Source organism: Paenibacillus yonginensis (assembly GCF_001685395.1).
GTDB classification, from domain to species: Bacteria; Bacillota; Bacilli; order Paenibacillales; family Paenibacillaceae; genus Fontibacillus; species Fontibacillus yonginensis.
Window position 1 is genome coordinate 1,711,298 of sequence record NZ_CP014167.1, and the last position, 18,905, is coordinate 1,730,202.

The window sequence follows — 18,905 nt, forward strand, 5'->3', positions numbered from 1 at the left end:
CAAAATATCAAAAAAGGTTATAAAAAGGCAAGTATAAACGATTAATGATCAGAATCGCATTGTGCACAATGTTCACGACACTGGAAGAGGAAGCTAGAAATTATGATGCAAAAGAGGTGCAGCTGAATGCGTATTGACGCTCATCAGCATTACTGGAAAATCGAACGGAAGGATTACGGCTGGATTACTCCCGAGCTGCCTAAGCTGTATCGCGATTTCATGCCGACCGATCTGGAACCCGAATTGTTCAAACATGAACTGGATGCAAGCATCCTTGTCCAGGCGGCTCCCACAATCGAGGAGACCCATTTCCTTCTTGCTATTGCCGACCAGACGCCGTCGGTTGCCGGTGTGGTAGGCTGGCTGGATCTCTTCGATCCTGATCATAGGAAGCATTACGATCAATTCCGGCGCAGTCCCAAATTTAAAGGGTTCCGCCTTATGATCCAAGACATGCCGGATGCCTCCCGCATACTGGACCCGGCTTTTGTCAAAGCGCTTCGTGGTTATGCCGATGAAGAGGTCCCTGTTGATTTGCTGCTCGTATCGGAACAAATGGCGTTTGTGGCGGAGCTGCTCAGGAAAATCCCCCATTTGCGGGGCGTCATTGATCATCTTGCCAAACCACAGATTAAACAGAAGTCATTTGAACCCTGGAAATCATATATGAGCGAATTTGCCCGGTATCCCGGAATCTATTGCAAGCTGTCCGGATTGGTCACGGAAGGGGAACATGCAGGCTGGACCCGAGAGGATTTCACCCCCTATATCCGGACAGCTATAGAACAATTTGGACCTGAACGGGTTATGTTCGGCAGCGACTGGCCGGTATGCCTGCTTGCAGCGGATTATTCGGAGGTTGTTGACCTTCTGCAAAGTTCAATTCCCGAAGAATGGGGCGAATCTCAAATCGAGCGTTTATTCGGCGCCAATGCAAAGGAGTTTTACAAGCTATGAAGCTGATGACGAAGACAGCCTTATCAGGGGAAACCAAAAGCAGGTATGAAGCTTTACAAGGAATGCCTGTAACGGTGCTTCAAATCGGCGAAGGGAACTTCCTGCGCGGCTTCTTTGACTGGATGTTTAATGAATGCCTCAAGCAGGGCTTGATGGAAGGAGGCGTCGCGGTTGTGCAGCCCCGGCCGGCCGGGAGGGAGAAGATCAGACAACTCGCTGAACAAGACGGGTTGTATACGCTCGTAATCCGGGGAATGGAAGAGGGAGTGCCCGTCAGCAGGCGTGAAGTCATTCCGGTATTCAGCGATGTATTTGATCCTTACGAAGAGTGGGGGAGGTTTGCGGAACTCGCGGCCAGCCCGCATCTAAGAATAGTAGTCTCCAATACAACCGAAGCCGGTTTGGTATTTCGACCGGAGTCGCTTGGAAGCGGACCCATCCTCTCTTTTCCCGGAAAAATCACTTACTTGCTCTTTCAGCGTTATCAAGCCTTCAAGGGAGCCAAGGACTCGGGGCTGGTGTTTCTGCCCTGCGAGCTTCTGGAACAAAACGGGGACACCCTGCGCAACCTCGTGCTGCAGTATGCGAAAGATTGGAACCTGCCGGAGGACTTCAGGGAGTGGGTTCAAAACCACAACCGTTTCTTGAATTCGCTGGTGGACCGGATTGTAACAGGTTACCCGGATCTTCAGGAAGCCGAAACCTGGTTTAAGGAATGGGGAGTCCGAGATCCACTCCTTTGTACGGCTGAACCGTATCATTTATGGGCAATTGAAGCGGAGCCGGAGCTGGAGAAGCTGCTGCCCTTTCGCAAAGCCGGTCTGAATGTGTATTTCACCAAAGACCTGAAGCCATTCCAACAGCGCAAAGTCAGCATTTTAAATGGGGCCCATACCTGGATGGCTCCCCTTGGACTTATCTACGGATTGGTCCATGTCCGTGAGCTGCTTGAGCATAGGGAGCTCGGACAGCGGGTTAAGCAGGCCGTTTTAAACGAAATTTTGCCGACGCTTCCTTATGCCAGGGAAGAATTAGAGTCTTATGCCCGCACTGTATTTGAAAGATTCGCGAACCCTTACATCCGCCACCGGCTTGAAGATATTGCAATGAACGCCTTGAGCAAGTTTCGTGTCCGGCTGCTGCCTGCGCTGACTCATTATGGCGGACGGGGAGAACCTGCTCCAGAGCAGCTTGTACTCGGATTTGCCGGACTCTTGCGTTATTACCGTGTAGAGCAAAGAGCAGACGGTTCGTTTGCGGGGAGAAAGCTCTCCGGCGAAACTTACATCGTCAGGGATAATCCGGATTTGTTAGTTTTGATTTCAGAGATTTGGCTCCATGGACAAACGGCTGGAGAATCAACGGAACAAACCGTATACCGGCTGTTGGGGGAAGAGAAAATTTGGGGCCAATCACTAGCTGACCTTAAGGGGCTTGCTGCCGGGATATCGTTCTGGTTAAACCGCTGGGAAGAGGAGGAACAAAGATGAAAGATTGGGTGAGGTTGTCGGACAGCGATCATGTGGTCATTGCCTTACGCTCTTTCTCGTTAGGCGAAACGATTTTGCTGGAGGATGGAGCCTCTCTCCTTATAAGGGAGGATGTACCTAAAAGCCATAAAATATTAACCAAACCTGTTGCCGCAGGGGAGGATGTCCGGAAATTCGGCTATTCGATTGGCAAAGCCAAGGAGGACCTGGTACCCGGAACCTGGGTGCATACCCACAACCTTCGAACGGGTCTTGGCGCAATATTGGATTACCGTTATGATCCGCAGCCTCAACAGGTTTTGGCAGACCCCCCCGTCCCCAAAACCTTTCAAGGATATGTGCGTCCGAACGGGGAAGTCGGCATCCGCAATGAAATTTGGATCATTAACACGGTGGGCTGCATCAATAAAACCTGTGAGATTTTGGCAAAGCAAGGGACAGAGCAGGTTAAGGGAAGGGCGGAAGGAGTGTACCATTTTGCCCATCCCTACGGCTGTTCCCAGCTCGGCGATGACCTTGAGCATACGGCAAAGCTGCTGGCTGCGCTGGTCCATCATCCGAATGCGGCCGGCGTATTAATTGTAGGACTCGGATGCGAAAATAATCAATTGGATACGTTCAGCAAGATCATTGGAGAGGTTGATCCCGAGAAGGTCCGGTTTATGCAGACCCAGGATGAAGCCGACGAGCTGGATACAGGACTCCAACTGATCGATGAGCTGGCCGATTATGCTTCAACCTTTAAACGTGAACCCGTACCTGTCAGCAAGCTTAAAATCGGCTTGAAGTGCGGCGGTTCAGACGGTTTATCGGGAATTACGGCCAATCCTTTGGTCGGAACGATTGCAGACCGCATTACCGCTTGCGGGGGAACCGCCCTATTGACCGAGGTTCCGGAAATGTTCGGTGCGGAGACCCTTTTAATGAACCGTGCTGCTGATGAAGCAGTCTTCCACCAAATCGTCACGCTGGTTAACGATTTTAAAGCTTATTTTGTCCGTCACGGCCAAGAAATCTATGAGAACCCTTCTCCTGGCAATAAAGCGGGAGGGATCAGCACACTGGAAGAAAAGTCGCTCGGCTGTACGCAAAAAGGCGGTCATGCCACCGTAACCGACGTGTTGTTATACGGCGATCGCGTGAACAAACCAGGCCTTAACCTTGTTCAGGCTCCGGGAAATGATCTCGTATCGGTGACAGCCCTATCGGCTTCGGGTGCCCATATGGTTCTGTTCACAACTGGCCGGGGCACGCCGTTTGGCGGACCCGTGCCAACGGTCAAGATCGCGTCCAATAGCGAGCTTGCGGAACGAAAGCGAAACTGGATTGATTTTAATGCAGGTCAGCTGGTTGAAGGGAAATCCATGGCTGAGCTCACCGATGAGCTTTGGGAGAAACTACTTGCTCTAGCCTCCGGCGAGTCCAGAACCTTAAGCGAAATCAACGGATTTAAGGAAATAGCCATATTTAAAGACGGGGTGATTTTATAATGAAATTCCGTAAATTAGGGAAAACCGGCCTGGACGTTTCGGTGCTAAGCTTCGGCGCCTCTTCACTGGGCTCCGTGTTCCGTCAGACAAAGGAGGAGGAGAGCATCCGTACGGTGCATGCGGCCATTGATTCCGGCATGAATTATATTGATGTATCCCCCTATTATGGCTTAACTAAAGCGGAGACCGTGCTGGGAAAAGCCATTCATCAGCTTCCGCGCGACAAGTTCCTGCTGTCTTCCAAGGCCGGACGGTATGGAGAGTCAACTTTTGACTTTACTTCTTCGCGGATTTTCAGCAGTTTGGAGGAAAGCTTAAGCCGGCTTCAAACCGACTATCTTGATATACTGTTTCTCCACGATGTCGAATTTGTATCTCCCCAAATCATTCTCGAAGAAGCGGTTCCGGCCATGCATGAATTGAAGAAACAAGGAAAAATCCGTTACTGCGGCATCAGCGGTCTGCCTTTGCAGCTGTTTGAACAACTGCTCCCCCAAATTGATGTCGATGTGATTCTTTCTTACTGCCATTATTCGCTTAATGACACCTCTTTGCTTTCTTTATTACCGCTGCTTCATGAAAAAGGAATTGGGCTCGTTAATGCCTCGCCGTTATCCATGGGCCTCTTAACTACCCGGGATACGGCAGATTGGCATCCGGCTGGCGCCCGCTTAAAGGCCATATGCAAACAAGCTGCAGAGCATTGTGCGTCAAAAGGTGCGGATATCGCCAAGCTGGCTGTGCAGTATTCTACGAGCCATGAGCAGATTCCTACCACTCTCGTAAGCACGGCCAACCCTCGGAACATTGTGCAAAATGCAGCCTGGGTTGACGAGCCGATGGATACGGAGCTGCTTCACGAGGTCTTGGAAATATTGAAGCCGATCCATAATGAAACATGGTTAAGCGGGCTCCCGCAATACAATCGCCATGCGTCCCAGCTGGAAAGGAGCGATATCAACTTATGAAAGGAATCGTTTGTGAAGAGATTGGCAGGTTTAGCTGGCGGGAGGACTTACCAGCGCCCATAGAAGAGGAAGGGAAAGCGATCGTCCGGATTCGGCGAATCGGCATCTGCGGTACAGATTTGCATGCCTTTCAAGGAAATCAGCCCTATTTCCATTATCCTCGTATTCTGGGCCATGAGCTCGCCGGTGTTATCGAGGCGGTTGGAGAGAACGAGGCCGGCTTTCAAACAGGGGATCAGGTCAGTATAGTGCCTTATTTCCATTGTGGTGAGTGCCCGGCTTGCCTTAGGGGAAAAACGAACTGCTGCCAGAACATGAAGGTCTTCGGCGTCCATATGGACGGAGGGATGCGTGAGCGTGTATCCATCCCTCTAAGCCATCTGATCAAAACTAATGACCTGACGCTGGATCAGTCGGCCATGCTGGAGCCGTTAGCCATTGGCGCCCATGCGATTCGGCGTGCCGGATTGATTTCGGGAGAAACGGTTTTGGTCATCGGGGCGGGGCCAATCGGCCTTGGCCTTATGGCGCTTGCCCGGTATGCCGGGGCCAAGGTGGTAGCGATGGATGTCAACGATGGACGACTGGCCTTCTGCCGCTCCTGGGCAAAAGTTGAACATACAGTTAATGCGCTCCAGGATCCGAAGGAGAAGCTTAACGCCATTAATAATGGCCAGCTCTTTAATCTGGTTATGGATGCGACCGGCAATCCGGCTTCCATGGAAGGCGCTTTTGAATATGTCGGACACGGCGGCTCCCTGATTTACGTTGGTCTTGTAAAAGGGGACATTACCTTTAACGATCCCCATTTTCATAGCCGCGAGATGACCTTGATGGGCAGCCGAAATGCTACATTAGAGGACTTCAATTTTGTGAGAAAAGCTATCTCGGAGGGCGCCATCGAAATCGAACGTTATATTTCACATCGTTCAGCTTTTGAAGATATGATAACTCATTTCGACAGCTGGCTTAAGCCCGATTCCCAAGTCATAAAAGCAGTAGTTGAAATCGACTGATTTAACCTAACAGCAATCTAAAGAAAGGCTATTCCTTTACGGACAGCCTTTCTTTAGGTGAATTTATTTTAAAACGACTTCGTACCGATCGAGGAGTTGGTTCCGCAGATAATCAAAGACATGGATTCCTCGACACGCTGAGAGGACAGCCGGAGTTTGTGGGGTTGTCCTCTTTTTAAAAGGGGTAAAGTATTTATTATTTATTAAAAATAGAATAGAATATTCGTTTAGGTAGATGTAACCCTATTTTTCAACTTATAGATTTTGGAGGTTAAGAGTAAGTGACATACATTCTTATACTCATATTATTGCTTATCATTCTTCATTTATTTACCAAGGTAGGTCAGCTGGAAGGCCGCATAAAAGGCATGCAATATATTATAAATCAGTTAACCAAACAAGTGGAGATACCTGAATTGCCAATAAACGAAGACCTCCGGAAGTTAATAAATGAGGGAGAAGACGTAAAAGCAATAAAAAAGACAAGAGAAGTTTTGGGTCTTTCCTTATTAGAAGCCAAAGCCTACATTGATCAATTGAAATCGGAAGATAGAACATAAAAATCAATAAAGGTACGGATTGACCAGCCCGTTCTAGTATCGAAAAAATGCAGAAAGACAGGTTAAAATGTCTTTTCCAGTTTCCGGCTGGCTTGTTCTGCGGCCTCCATAATCACTTCGCCGAGGGTTGGGTGGGGATGAAGGGTCAACGCCAAATCCTCTACCGTCGGCCATTCATGGAGAACACAGATTTCCCAACGACGACGGGGCTGGATTTCTGCTTGCAGGCTGTTTCGCTCAGGCCAACACTGGCCAATTCTGGGCTGGAAAACACAACAAGCGGAATCGCCTTATAGTCGATAATGGAGGATTTACCGGCAATGTGTTTCTACCGGGTCGGGTATGCCCTGGTAAGCGGCATGGTGGGTACGCTCGCTCTGGCACGTGCGGTTAACGCTTCGAAAGTTGGTCAAAGGTGTCTCCGAGACGCATAACACACTGTAAGCATGGTTTGAAGGAATTAGACCGAGGAAGGTTTTTTGATTTGATTGATCATTATCCTACCGTATGGAGAACAGTTGAAATTTATCCCTGAAGAGTGGGCCCGCCCCACTCCTTTCTTGTTGGTCGGGGATTATAATTTATCTCGACAGTGATCTCTTTTAATGAAAGGAGGGCGGGTCCCCACCAAACAGGGTTTGTTGCCGACAAATATTAGCCTTTCTGACGGACGGTCTGCATCCTGGCGCGGAAGGGTATGAGCTGCTAGGCCGGCGTTTCCGTGACCTACAAGCATTAGCGTTACGAAGCGTATATAGATAAACAGATGAACTATGATGTAGGGGAAGGGAGATTTTTTATCACTATCCGGAACTTGGGAAGTGCATCAGATTGGATCATATATGTACTGAAAACGATCTACCCTGGCGCCTGCCAGAATGAAAAAGATCTCCAAAACCTGATGGATATTTATATGGATGCGGTACTTTATCCAAATATTTATCAAAACAAAGAAATTTCCCGCCAAGAGGGATGGAGCCCTTACTTGGAGTCGGAGATTCAGAACTTCAAGATTCCATTTATTGGCTAGGGTCGAGCTAATTCGAACCCGGCCTTTTTTAATTTGAATTCCTCAAGTTATCGCAAACATGTTGTACATTTTCATTCTCCGTATGTCGTCCCTGGATATTTTGAGTTCATTGATGAGTTCCTGATTTTCGGTTAACGGACATCTGGAGAACAACATTTTGAGAGCGATTGGCATAAAGGGACGGAAAGAAACTCCAGACATCAATCCCCATTTTTGTTCCGATTCAAGAAAAGAGGCCAGAATGTTGATCGTCAATTTCTCCAAGGGTGTAGCTTGGTTCGTTAAAATCAGGGTTGTTAGCGTGTCATAATGCTCGGTATGGCCTGCATATGAGTTTTCACATTGCCAGTATTGATCAAAATCGCGAACGTTCATATATAACATGGTCTTATAGCCGGCATCCTGGGTTTGAGGAAAAATATCAACGACGCATCGGATCAGTTTGTTGATTCTGCCATCGTAAAAATAGGAGTAGAAGCGGTTGGAATTTTTGAAAAAGGTGTTGGGCATGTTCTCCAATAATGGCGACGGTTTGATAGGCTCGGAATACAATAATTGCTCTACCTGTACGTTTAATGCAAGCGCTATGGCATATAGCGTATCGATATCCATGGCGATATCTCCGGTTTCATATTTGGAAACTGTGGCTTTGCTTTTATAAATGATCTTCCCCAGTTCTTCCACGGATATCCCCTTATATTTGCGTATGCTTCTGATTTTTTTACCCACTTCCAGGCTGATTAAAGATGTCACGTGATCTCTCCTTCGGATGTTTCTTAGGAATAAACAAAACGGTGATAACAGGTGAATTCGACTGTGTTTGTAATGAATATAGCACAAATCCCTTTAAAAATTTCTTATTACGAAACAAAGGGATAGAAATGTTTCATATGACGAGAATACGGCCGTTTTGAGCGGGGTGCTTATCATGTGAAATAATACAAACAAGAAACACTTGAATATCGTGCGAGAAAGAGAGGATCGACGTGATGAAGTATAATTTTGACGAAATCATTGATCGCAAAAATACGAACTCTATGAATACGGACGGCTTTCGTGAATTCATGTTCAAAGGGAGAGAGAACTTGAGTTTTGCTTACAAGGATGACGAATTGATACGCATGTGGATTGCGGATATGGATTTTGCGACTCCACCTGAAATTATTGAGGCGATTAGGACGAGGCTTGATCAGCGCATCTTCGGCTATAGCCAAGTATTTGATCCTAATTATTATGTGGCCCTATCGAATTGGACGGAACGTATGTATGATTGGACTTTCCCCAAAGAATATTTGGTAACCTCTCCTGGCATTATCCCGGCCCTGTATGAGTTATGTGAGTATATTTGCAAACCGGATGAAAAAGTGCTGATTGTAACGCCTTCTTATGCCTTTTTTAAATCCGCTGTGGAATTCAATCATTTGGAACTGGTCTGTTCAAAGCTCAAAAATGAAAACGGGCATTATACGATAAACTATGACGATCTTGAAGCCAAAGCAAAGGATCCGAAGGTCGTCTTATGTATCTTCTGTAATCCACATAATCCAACGGGCCGGCTCTGGAAAGAAGAGGAGCTGCGGAGGGTTGGCGAAATTTGTCTAAGAAACCATGTGTGGATCATCTCAGACGAAATCCATTGCGACTTGCTCCGGAGTGGTCTTTCTCATACCCCATTTGCCAAATTGTTCCCGCAATCAGATCGAATCGTCACCTGTATGGCCCCCAGCAAAACGTTTAACATGGCGGGGCTGATGTTCTCCAATGTTATTATTCCTAACCAGGAGCTTCGGGAATTATGGCTCCGTCGTCACTATTCCTTCAAAAATCCATTGAGCATTGCGGCCACTCAAGCAGCCTATGAGCACGGGCAGCAATGGCATCAGGAATTATTGCAGTATCTGGACGGAAACTTCAAGTTTACGGATGCGTTTTTAAGTCAATACCTGCCTGAAGCCCAATTTAAGATTCCCGAAGCGACTTATCTGGCATGGATCAATATTAGCAACTACATTCCGGGAGAGGAAGACCTGACAGGTCTGTTAGCTGCCCACGCAGGTGTGCTTCTGGAGGATGGAAGCATGTTCGTGGATAACGGCCAGGGGTATATCCGTCTCAATCTGGCATGCCCGCGAGCGGTTTTGAAGGAGGGGCTGCAGCGAATTGCTGCATTCCTGAACAGCTATCGGGATCCGTCCTTAGCGGGGACGGCAGCTGCGACTTAAACCGTTAAATCGGAATGCTGCGGGGGTGTTCGGCTTTTTACATGCCTTACTCATTTAATCCTCGACGCGGCTCCCCGCAGCTTTCAAATGCCCATAGGTAATAATTCTACTAAACTGTGATGAAGCTTCTTCCACAGAAAGAGGCTGATCGTTTTTAATCCACCAAATGACTATCCCCATAAAAGCCGATACGAGATATTCGAGCAGCAATTCCTTGGATATCTCTAAAGGAACATTTACCTTGTCCGTATTCCATCCCTCGTTTAATTTATCTTTTATGATGTTCTCCATTTTTGTTCGAAACTGATAGATTCTGTTCTCTTCAATCAACATGGCGTAGTAAAAGGTCTTGTGGCTTGAGATATGTTCCAGCACAGTTGTCATGACCGTTTCAAGGATAGAAATACTGAAGGGATTCGTGCTGACGGGACAAAGAACGACGGCCTCCTTTAATTCGCTCAATAATTCATTTATACATGTTTCCAATAAATCAGGCTTATTTTGATAATGAAGATAAAAAGTGTTTCGGTTGATTATGGCCCGATCGGCAATATCCTGGATGGTTACCGCTTCATATCCCTTTTCCTGAATAAGCTCATAAAAGGCCTTCCGAATGGATTGTTTCGTTCGCAGTATTCTCAGGTCGGTCTTTTTGTGCATTTTTTTGATCCTCCTTTGATCCTCCTAAGTTTATTTGGAGTCGTTATACGACAAAGTGTGATGAATTGTCTGTTATCTTTCAAAACTAAAATTATTGAATATTGAGTCTAATAATAGCCTTTATTATAATGAGCAACAGATAAATAAACAACAAGTACTCATTATTTATCAGATGATTAAAAAATCAGGGAGGATAACCAAATGATAGCAGAAAATCAAAATGAGCTAGTTCTTAAGGCAGTCGCTGTGCTGGAAAGTTTCGAGAGCGGAAACCCCGAAGCGATTACGGCTTACGTAAATCCAAATCAATATATTCAGCATAACCAAAGCTTATCCGATGGTCGAGCAGCCATGCTTGGTGCACTTGGTCATTTAAAGCAAATAGGTACAAAGGTACTCATTAAACGTGCTTTTGTTGATGGAGATTATGTAGTTCTTCATTCCGTATATGAGTTTTTTGGCCCCAAAATCATTATTGATATTTTCCGATTTGAGGATGGCTTGATTGTGGAGCACTGGGACAACATGCAAGTGATGGAAGGAAAGACACCCAGCAATCACACGATGATTGATGGGCCCGTTACGGTAAAGGATATCGACAAAACGGATACTAACAAACAATTTGTCAAAAGTTATGTTGAAAACATCCTTCTGGGGAAGAACCCAAGCCTGCTGGCCTCTTATTTTGATGGGGATCATTACATTCAGCACAGTCCGCATATTGCAGACGGCCTGTCCGGTCTCCACACTGCATTGCAGGCTCTGAAGGAGAAAAACATAACCTTCGAATATACTTATCTCCATAAAGTGATTGGACAAGGTGATTTTGTGCTTACGGTGAGTGAAGGTCTATGGGATGGCCAAGAAACGGCTTTCTACGATCTGTTTCGTGTAGAGAACGAAAAGATTGCTGAGCATTGGGACGTCATCGAGGCCATATTGCCGGTAGAGAAACGAAAAAATTCGAACAGCAGATTCTGAGTATTGGCTGAGGATTCCCTCTCCAAATGGATATAGAAGCGTTGCACAAGCAGCGCTTCTATTCGTTACAAAAAGATCATCAATTATATGTCTATTGTAAATGAACAAGGAGTAGAGAAGGATGAGCATACTGAAAGAAAAAATGACCTGGCTGGGAACAGCAATCGTCCTGGTCGTATTGATTGTATTCGGATTTGCAATGATGGGTTCAGTGCTTGGGTCAGAGCCAAAAGAGCTCCCAGTGGCCCTCGTGGTCCTTGACCAACCGATGGAATTGCCAACAGGCGGAACGTTAGAGGCCGGGAAAATGATCCAGGCAACATTGAGCTCAAATTCGTCGCTGCCGTTCGCCTGGCATATTGTAGGCTCCGAGGAAGAAGCCCGGAAAGGGCTGGATAATCGCGATTATTACGGGGCATTGGTACTTCCGGCTGGTCTGAGCAGCAGCTTGTATTCATTGGTAACTTCTTCACCGATTCACCCTCATGTGAAGATCATATCCAATGAAGGAATGAGCACTCAAGCCTTGGCGGTAGTAACACAGGTATTGGAGCAAGCACTGAGACGGATTAACACAGAACTGTCACTTCAGCTGCTTGAGCAGTTTGGACAGCCAATGGAGCAAGTTCCAGTTGAGACAGTTAAAGCTTTAGTCATGCCCGTGAACATTCAGGAAGAAGTCATACATTCACCAGGGATGAACAATGCATCGGGGAATGCGCCGGCTTTGTTGACCCAGATTATGTGGATCGGCAGCCTGGTGACTGGAATTTCCTTGTTCCTAGCCAGCAAGAAGGAGGTTGGCGCAGCTTCAAGTAGATGGTCAGTCATTGCGGTGCAAACGATCACGGGACTTACAATCATCAGCTTTGCATCAGGTTTTACTATTTGGATGGCCATGTCGTGGTACGGCATGGAAATGGCAGATGCCGGGGGGACTTGGTTGTTCTTATGGCTGGCCGGATCGGCGTTTTTCCTGCTGCAATCTTCCTTGCTGAATTGGATCGGATTCCGAGCGATGCCGCTGCTTGTACTTCTGATGTTCTTTTCCATCCCGCTACTGAACATGGCTCCCGAGTTCTTGCCACAGATAACACGAGATTGGATCTATTCTTGGACGCCATTACGGTTCGCGGCAGGCGGATTGCGGGAAGTAATGTATTTCGGCGGATTGGATGCGGCAGCTTCAAACGTACTGATTTTGTGGAGCATAGCCGTGGGATTCCTTGTGCTGCTGCTCGCTTCAGGATTTAAGGCCGGTCGATCAACAGCTACCGTTTCAAACCCCTAAACTATGTAAGAATCAACAGCGATAAGCTGCTGTTGGCGTAGACAGAGTGACACAGCTTATGAGACCGGAAGTTATCCTCCTCGACATAGGCGTACAGTCTTCGGGCTCCTTGTTGCCTATAGAGATACTCTATAAAGGCTTTCGCGCTTTCACTTGCGTAGCCTTTCCTTTCCTATTTGGCATTAAAGTTCCACCCAATACTGTAGGTCTCCGGTTCTTCCTTCTTATTGAACAGTTCTCCTATAAGCTTGTTGCTTTCTTTTAGACAGACCGCGATATACTCGTCTGCAAGGCTGCGTTTCTCAATCTCTATTACAGCGTCGTCCAATGTCGGAATTTTATGTTCCAGAAAAGGTTTGCATGAGTAATACCTCCATTGTTGATCTGTGCAAAATATTCGCTTCATATAATAGAATATATTCTCCTTTTTATAGTAAGCAACTCTACTCCTTTTGCTAAGGCTGGAAGCCCTCCGCGAGACCGTTTTCCCCGCATCCAATAGCTGCTGCGACTCTTATCATCATAGGGGAAGCCGCAGCTTTTCGCACGTTCCCTGATCTTCGGCATATGATTAATTAGGCTATAGACCAAAATCATGGAGGACTTTTTATGTACAACTTTCATGTCGATCGTCAGAGGGTTCCTCACCCCGTAATAACGAACACCAGGCAAGTGGCTTCCAACCAAATATTGTTTTCGTATGACCAACGAACGGACATGGGATCGGCGATTAACTTATCAAATTATTGGATCCGAAGTAATGCCGGGCCAAATGGTATTGCCAGCGTAAATATGGGAGATATGCTTAGCAGCTCCAATGCACTCAAACCTGAAATGGCAATAATCAGACCCATAGACCATTCGAAAATGAACTTCACGATGACCTTCGCAAACCGTATTCCATCAGGCATTTTGTATATTTTGCTTCCTTGCTTTGTTAATCTTGAAGGGAGCAGCGGATACACTGGCGAAAACTGGGGGCCCTTCAGTATGAATATGTTTATTGGCATATAATAATCAAACTCGCTCAGCCAAACCTTGCTTTGTAAATAACATTTGATTAACGTTCAATCAAATCAATTTTAAAAACAATCGCTGCTTCATGGCGGTTGTTTTTTTATTTGACGAACTGGAATGGGTAATAGAAGTGCGACATCTAGATAGACAGAAAGCTCATGTCGGTTTCCTGTAAAATGGAAGCCACCACTTTGACAGGAGAACCTGAACATGAGCTGCTCAAGCTTAGCATATTTGAACGCGGACAACTAGAGGATCAACATATAGATCAGATGTTCTGGCCGCCCGAGACTTCGATTCTCTGTGCATTAACCCAGCGATTGTCGGGTCTAAGCAGGTTGGCGACTACAGGACCGATATCCTTGGGTACGCCGACTCGACCAAGGGCGGTCATCGAGGCAAACGTGTCATTATAAGCAGGTATGTCGCGTACAGAACCTCCTAGAAAATCGGTTTCAATGGCTCCAGGTGCAATGGTATTAACGGCAATACCTCGGTGGCCAAGTTCTTTGGCCATTATAGATGGTTAGAATTTCGACTGCTCCCTTCGCCGCAGAATAAGCGGAGAACCCGGGATAAGATACACGAGTCAGACCCGAAGAGAAATTCACAATACGGCCACCATCTGCAAGCAGCGGGAGAAGGGTCTGAGTCAAGAAAAACACGCCTTTGACGTGTACATTGAACAGGGCGTCGAACTGAGCTTCTGTTGTTTCGGCAAAGTCCACCATTTCTCCGTGGCCGGCATTGTTCACCAAATGATTGAAAGTGGAGCTATTCCAAGTAGATTGCAGGGCCAAACGGACGTTCTTAGCAAAGTCTGCAAAGCTGGCGATGTTTCCAACATCGAGCTGCAGGGCAACTGCTTTACGGCCCAGAGCTTCGATTTCAGCAACAACAGACTTGGCTTCTTCTGCTTGGCTGCGATAGGTCAGGATGACATCACCGCCATGACGTGCAATACTGATGGCAGTATTGCGGCCGAGTCCGCGGCTGCCACCAGTGACGATCGAGATATTTGTCATTGTAACTTCATCCTTTCTTGATTTATTACTTACTACGCCTGTTATCATAAAAGATGAAGTTCACTTGAAGTCAAGGCTTATTTGATGAAATAATAAATATAGGATTAAGTAGGTAAATTCTTTGCCCTAATCGGTTTTTTTAGCTTTTTTCACAGAAAAATCCAGCTGATTTCATTTGAAAAGCCAAAAAATTATTTAAAGTACACTTTAAGAGGAGGGGAAGCTTTATTTATGTTGACAATAAGTGAAGTAACTGAATTGACAGGAATAACGGCTCCAACACTTCGATATTACGAAAAGGAGGGACTGCTTCCTTATGTGAAGAGAAATGAAAACGGAAAGCGGTTCTATGACGAAGAGGATTTAAGCTGGGTACACTTTGTTACTGCACTTCGGGCAACTGGAATGCCGATTGCTCAAATTCAGAGGTACGTCAACTTGTATAAAGAAGGGGATTCGACGATTTCGGAACGAAAAAAGATGATGCTTCTTCATAAAAAAGAAATTGAGAATAGTATAAGAGAACTGTATTTCAATTTGGATAAAATAAACTATAAACTGGCTCTTTATGATGTATTAGAATCACAGATTGAAAAGACTAGCCTAAAAATTTGACTTGAGTAACTCCAAGTGATGAGGGTAAAGTGGGAGATGTAGCCGATCAAAATGAAAACCGCCCGAGTCCGACCGCCTAGCGCGGTCAGGATTCGGGCGGTTTTTGCATTTTGCGTGAACCCCCTCATTGTAAAAGCGCTGCTTTCTACCTTCCAGCCGTCCTTTCAAGATGAACCAATCCCCACTGGGCCATCGATTGCAAAACCGGAATAAACGTCCGGCCATAGTCGCTCAGGGAATACTCTACTTTTGGAGGAACTTCTGGATATACGTTTCTTATAATTAAGTTATCTCGCTCTAGTTCTCGTAATTGCTCCGTTAACATTTTACGGGTAATTTGTGAAATTGAACGTTCGAGTTCGTTAAATCGCTTTGTCCCCTTAACGAGGCGCCAAAGGATAACGGCCTTCCATTTACCTCCCATTACTGAAAGAGTTGCCTCTACGGGACAACCGCTCATGTCATCACGTCCTATCTTAGTCTTCTAGGTTACCATTTGGGTACTGCGTTACGAAAAGGTGCGTACTTACGTGTTTTATTTTTTATTTTGTATACTACATTGCGAACCAGTCGATTTTATCTTTGAAAATATGAGGGAGGAAATTAGAATGCCGCTCGACCCACAAGTTCAAGTTGTTCTAGAAAATATAAGCAAGCAGGGCATTCCGCCGCTGCATACATTATCCGTGGAAAATGCTCGAAAGGTCAATCTTAGTTTTGGAGCCGGCCAACCGCTTCAAGTTTGGAAAGTAGAGGATTTACAGATTCCGGGTAATCTTCAATCCGTTCCGGTACGAATCTATAAGCCACAAAGGGAGACTCCTTTACCCGTCATCGTATATTATCACGGAGGAGGATGGGTGGTTGGAAATCTTGACGCAGCAGATGTATTGTGCCGAGAATTAGCCAACCGTGTGAACAGTATTGTAGTGTCCGTAGATTACCGTTTAGCTCCAGATCATAAATTTCCTGCAGCTGTGGAAGATGCCTACGCTGCGCTAACGTGGGTCGCGCAAAATACAAGCGCGATCGGTGCAGATCCTTATCGAATAGCGGTAGGCGGAGATAGCGCAGGCGGCAATCTTGCTGCTGTTGTGGCCATGATGGCCCGGGATAACGGCGCTAACTTCGTTAAGTTTCAACTATTGTTTAACCCGGTTACTCATTATTCGTTTGATACCCAATCCTATAAGGAGAACGGCGAAGGTTTCGGTTTGACAGCGGACACGATGAGATGGTTTTGGAACAACTATTTAGCGAACGATCAGGATGGGCTGCATCCCTATGCTTCTCCGCTTCTTGCGGCTGACCTTGCAGGCCTGCCTCCAGCGCTCATTCTCACTGCTGAGTATGATCCCCTGCGAGATGAAGGTGAAGCCTTTGCCGAGAAATTAAGAGCTGCTGGTGTTCCCGTGGAAATGAAACGTTATGAGGGAATGGCCCACGGCTTTATTTTGCAGACAGGGATATACGATAGAGGAAGAGAAGCGTTACAGCATGCTGTAAGGGCGTTGCAGAAAGCTTTTTAAGCAACCCCTGAATCGGAGAGAAAGGCAGCTCCAGGAGCGGGGATGTTCCTGCTATTCTAACATGTAGGAGAACCTGTTCCGTGGGTTCTCCTATTATGCTTAATTTAGCGTTTTCGGTGAGACTATGCTAAGTCTTTTGGCCGAGCTTGGCAACTTTAGCCAAATAGTGTTTTCCGGCAGTGCGATCTCTTAGTCAGGGCAACCTTCATCATATCATGGTGTGTTGCTCTCAATAATGGTTGTTCATTTGAGAGGAATGGAGGGATTATCAGACCAATGTTGAAAAATTCCCTATTGAGTAAATTAACCTAACGGGCCGTTTAACGACAGATCGACACATCTAATATCTTTATTGTGCTTGTTCAGTTGAATGGAGGATCCAGCCATGGGCATTAGGAATTATCTGATTGAAGGTATTTCCGGCTCCGGCAAAACTTCGGTCTGCAAAGAATTGCAGCGGCGCGGCTACCAGGCCGTTCATGGTGACCGTGAATTGGCTTATCAAGGCGTATCCTAGTATACGGACGGATGGTGTCATGCACGAGCACCACATTTGGCATGTAGATAAAGTAAAAACTTTAGTCGCCAATCGGGATGAAGCGGTAACATTTTTCTGCGGTGGCTCTAGGAACTTTTCGAAATTCATAGACCTATTTGACGGTGTGTTTGTCCTCGATGTCGACCTTGACACATTGAACCGGCAGCTTGACGAGCGACCGGAAAATGAGTGGGAAGGGGAGGAAAGAAGACATTCCGAAAAATGGAATTATAATCGACGCGACCGCACCGATCGAGCACGTCGTTGATGAGATCATCCGTCAAAGCGAAGAAAATAAACGCCAACGACAGTAATTTTATATTCGCTTGCAACCATTTTTTGGAGAAAGAAAAGAGCTCAAAAGTCAGGTCATCCAGTTTTTAAGTGTGCCTCTTTGCCTCCATATTTGGGCTTATGGTTATTTCATCATTGGACTTGCTTTTTTACCCATAATATAAATTCCAATCCAGGCTAACATTAATAATATCTGAGCCAGAACGACCAGCCACAATACCTCCGTGTAACCTCCTATAAGGCAAAATATAGTATTAACTAGGGGGAACCCCAAGAAAGTAAACAGGATAGGAAAATCTTTTTTGGGAGTGATTGAATAAATAACCTTCCGATCCCAGAACTTTATAAAAGCGAATGCTAAAATTCCTGTTGTAATTACAGAAAGGGCAATCAACATCACCCATTGCATATTAGAGGTTCTGTCGAAGAACGGCCCCATATAATTAAAGAAGTTAGATAAAGGTGAGAACATACAAGCTAAGGACACAATTGCCGCTAGCAACGGATAGATATAACCGATTAATTTACTGTAGCCTTTCTTTTTGTACCACCATTCACCAATTAGAATAAAGGTAGTCCAATATCCCGCTATATAAATCCATCCTGTAAAATTCATCACGGGTTCCCCATATATTTGAGGTTCACCGGCTAGAGGATAATAAGTCCATCTTGCCATGATTCCATCCATGGTCTGAAATATTTGTTTAACGGCCACCGGGTCCAATGAAAAGTCAAAAACCATAGCGCTTAATCCCGTAATAAAGGGTTTGGTCCAGGACGGTATATTTACAGACTTTAGAGCACGCAAAGTTGAATAAATGATCAGAAATTCAATAATAGGAACCGTAATAGGGATATTAAATAACATTAAAATACTCCGCCCATATGCGTAGAAACCTTCCCCAAGAGACGATGCAGTAATTTCAAAAACGGCTGCGTAAAAAAACACAAAACCTATAAATTGCATTAGAACCGTTTTTGGATGCTCTTCCTTATCAAGGATATAGAAAACCATTAGAATAGCAGCAATTATGACTATAATATCTTGAATAATCCATACAGGCACTACCGTTATATCACCCATATTTTACCTCCATCTGAGTTGAATTTGAATTGAACGTTCAAATAAATTATAATTTCACTGTGTTAGTAAAACAACAGGTAGTTCGATATCATTATGTTCGTTAACTTACAAACTGCATAAGATTTGTTCGTTTATGAT

General features: G+C 45.7%; 20 protein-coding genes and 2 pseudogenes. 14 read left to right on the forward strand and 8 right to left on the reverse strand.

Features of this window, described 5'->3' with window-relative positions:
• Positions 1 to 126 precede the first annotated feature (126 nt).
• The 6 genes from AWM70_RS07885 to AWM70_RS07910 all read left to right on the forward strand — a co-directional run bounded on the left by AWM70_RS07885 (position 127) and on the right by AWM70_RS07910 (position 6,481).
• Positions 127 to 957 (forward strand): amidohydrolase family protein, encoded by an 831-nt coding sequence (locus tag AWM70_RS07885; RefSeq protein ID WP_068695263.1) that lies wholly within the window; start codon positions 127 to 129, stop codon positions 955 to 957.
• Complete coding sequence (locus AWM70_RS07890) at positions 954 to 2,447, forward strand: tagaturonate reductase (protein ID WP_068695265.1); 1,494 nt, start codon at positions 954 to 956, stop codon at positions 2,445 to 2,447. The genes AWM70_RS07885 and AWM70_RS07890 overlap by 4 nt, the downstream gene beginning before the upstream one ends.
• Entirely contained in the window at positions 2,444 to 3,937 is a 1,494-nt protein-coding gene (locus AWM70_RS07895) for a UxaA family hydrolase (RefSeq protein ID WP_068695267.1), read from the forward strand. Before AWM70_RS07890 ends, AWM70_RS07895 begins: the two co-directional genes overlap by 4 nt.
• On the forward strand, positions 3,937 to 4,905 hold the full coding sequence (locus tag AWM70_RS07900; protein WP_068695269.1) for an aldo/keto reductase: 969 nt from the start codon (positions 3,937 to 3,939) through the stop codon (positions 4,903 to 4,905). The genes AWM70_RS07895 and AWM70_RS07900 overlap by 1 nt, the downstream gene beginning before the upstream one ends.
• Positions 4,902 to 5,921, forward strand: coding sequence for a zinc-binding alcohol dehydrogenase family protein (locus tag AWM70_RS07905; RefSeq protein WP_068695271.1), 1,020 nt, complete (start codon positions 4,902 to 4,904; stop codon positions 5,919 to 5,921). Before AWM70_RS07900 ends, AWM70_RS07905 begins: the two co-directional genes overlap by 4 nt.
• 281 nt (positions 5,922 to 6,202) lie before the next feature.
• A complete protein-coding gene (locus AWM70_RS07910; protein ID WP_068695273.1) occupies positions 6,203 to 6,481 on the forward strand; it encodes a hypothetical protein in 279 nt (92 codons plus the stop codon).
• A gap of 62 nt (positions 6,482 to 6,543) precedes the next feature.
• Here the strand turns inward: AWM70_RS07910 and AWM70_RS22655 are convergent.
• Positions 6,544 to 6,803, reverse strand: a pseudogene (locus AWM70_RS22655) (dihydrolipoyl dehydrogenase); the annotation flags it as partial.
• A gap of 444 nt (positions 6,804 to 7,247) precedes the next feature.
• Between AWM70_RS22655 and AWM70_RS07915 the strand changes: the two are divergent.
• On the forward strand, positions 7,248 to 7,511 hold the full coding sequence (locus tag AWM70_RS07915) for a hypothetical protein (RefSeq protein ID WP_068695275.1): 264 nt from the start codon (positions 7,248 to 7,250) through the stop codon (positions 7,509 to 7,511).
• Between the two features lie 42 nt (positions 7,512 to 7,553).
• Here the strand turns inward: AWM70_RS07915 and AWM70_RS07920 are convergent, their stop codons facing one another.
• Entirely contained in the window at positions 7,554 to 8,264 is a 711-nt protein-coding gene (locus AWM70_RS07920) for a helix-turn-helix domain-containing protein (protein WP_068695277.1), read from the reverse strand.
• A gap of 236 nt (positions 8,265 to 8,500) precedes the next feature.
• On the opposite strand from AWM70_RS07920, the gene AWM70_RS07925 reads away from it, so the two are divergent.
• Positions 8,501 to 9,733: a MalY/PatB family protein gene (locus AWM70_RS07925; protein WP_068695279.1), complete on the forward strand. Its 1,233-nt coding sequence runs from the start codon at positions 8,501 to 8,503 to the stop codon at positions 9,731 to 9,733.
• A 54-nt stretch (positions 9,734 to 9,787) separates the two neighbouring features.
• On the opposite strand, the gene AWM70_RS07930 is transcribed toward AWM70_RS07925, so the two are convergent.
• On the reverse strand, positions 9,788 to 10,393 hold the full coding sequence (locus AWM70_RS07930; RefSeq protein ID WP_068695281.1) for a TetR/AcrR family transcriptional regulator: 606 nt from the start codon (positions 10,391 to 10,393) through the stop codon (positions 9,788 to 9,790).
• A 201-nt stretch (positions 10,394 to 10,594) separates the two neighbouring features.
• Between AWM70_RS07930 and AWM70_RS07935 the strand changes: the two genes are divergently transcribed.
• Complete coding sequence (locus AWM70_RS07935; RefSeq protein ID WP_068695283.1) at positions 10,595 to 11,374, forward strand: nuclear transport factor 2 family protein; 780 nt, start codon at positions 10,595 to 10,597, stop codon at positions 11,372 to 11,374.
• A 121-nt stretch (positions 11,375 to 11,495) separates the two neighbouring features.
• The gene (locus AWM70_RS07940) at positions 11,496 to 12,665 is read left to right on the forward strand and encodes a YhgE/Pip domain-containing protein (protein WP_068695285.1); all 1,170 of its coding nucleotides are present in this window, start codon (positions 11,496 to 11,498) and stop codon (positions 12,663 to 12,665) included.
• A gap of 49 nt (positions 12,666 to 12,714) precedes the next feature.
• Here the strand turns inward: AWM70_RS07940 and AWM70_RS24185 are convergent.
• Positions 12,715 to 13,032: pseudogene (locus AWM70_RS24185) on the reverse strand (GNAT family N-acetyltransferase); the annotation flags it as partial.
• Positions 13,033 to 13,274: 242 nt separating this feature from the next.
• On the opposite strand from AWM70_RS24185, the gene AWM70_RS07950 reads away from it, so the two are divergent.
• Positions 13,275 to 13,679 carry a hypothetical protein gene (locus AWM70_RS07950; protein WP_068695289.1) on the forward strand — a complete coding sequence of 135 codons (405 nt, stop codon included), beginning with the start codon at positions 13,275 to 13,277 and terminating at the stop codon, positions 13,677 to 13,679.
• Between the two features lie 271 nt (positions 13,680 to 13,950).
• On the opposite strand, the gene AWM70_RS24190 is transcribed toward AWM70_RS07950, so the two are convergent.
• The gene (locus AWM70_RS24190; RefSeq protein ID WP_335582150.1) at positions 13,951 to 14,199 is read right to left on the reverse strand and encodes an SDR family oxidoreductase; all 249 of its coding nucleotides are present in this window, start codon (positions 14,197 to 14,199) and stop codon (positions 13,951 to 13,953) included.
• On the reverse strand, positions 14,162 to 14,707 hold the full coding sequence (locus AWM70_RS07955; RefSeq protein WP_335582151.1) for an SDR family NAD(P)-dependent oxidoreductase: 546 nt from the start codon (positions 14,705 to 14,707) through the stop codon (positions 14,162 to 14,164). Before AWM70_RS07955 ends, AWM70_RS24190 begins: the two co-directional genes overlap by 38 nt.
• A 231-nt stretch (positions 14,708 to 14,938) precedes the next feature.
• Between AWM70_RS07955 and AWM70_RS07960 the strand changes: the two genes are divergently transcribed.
• On the forward strand, positions 14,939 to 15,322 hold the full coding sequence (locus AWM70_RS07960; RefSeq protein WP_068695291.1) for a MerR family transcriptional regulator: 384 nt from the start codon (positions 14,939 to 14,941) through the stop codon (positions 15,320 to 15,322).
• A gap of 145 nt (positions 15,323 to 15,467) precedes the next feature.
• Here the strand turns inward: AWM70_RS07960 and AWM70_RS07965 are convergent, their stop codons facing one another.
• Positions 15,468 to 15,782: a winged helix-turn-helix transcriptional regulator gene (locus tag AWM70_RS07965; protein ID WP_068695293.1), complete on the reverse strand. Its 315-nt coding sequence runs from the start codon at positions 15,780 to 15,782 to the stop codon at positions 15,468 to 15,470.
• Between the two features lie 70 nt (positions 15,783 to 15,852).
• On the opposite strand from AWM70_RS07965, the gene AWM70_RS07970 reads away from it, so the two are divergent.
• Positions 15,853 to 16,851, forward strand: a complete 999-nt coding sequence (locus AWM70_RS07970; RefSeq protein WP_237167860.1) for an alpha/beta hydrolase — start codon at positions 15,853 to 15,855, stop codon at positions 16,849 to 16,851.
• A 385-nt stretch (positions 16,852 to 17,236) separates the two neighbouring features.
• Positions 17,237 to 17,368 (forward strand): hypothetical protein, encoded by a 132-nt coding sequence (locus AWM70_RS24110; RefSeq protein WP_257784542.1) that lies wholly within the window; start codon positions 17,237 to 17,239, stop codon positions 17,366 to 17,368.
• Between the two features lie 439 nt (positions 17,369 to 17,807).
• On the opposite strand, the gene AWM70_RS07980 is transcribed toward AWM70_RS24110, so the two are convergent.
• A complete protein-coding gene (locus tag AWM70_RS07980) occupies positions 17,808 to 18,767 on the reverse strand; it encodes a carotenoid biosynthesis protein (RefSeq protein ID WP_068695297.1) in 960 nt (319 codons plus the stop codon).
• Positions 18,768 to 18,905: the final 138 nt, after the last annotated feature.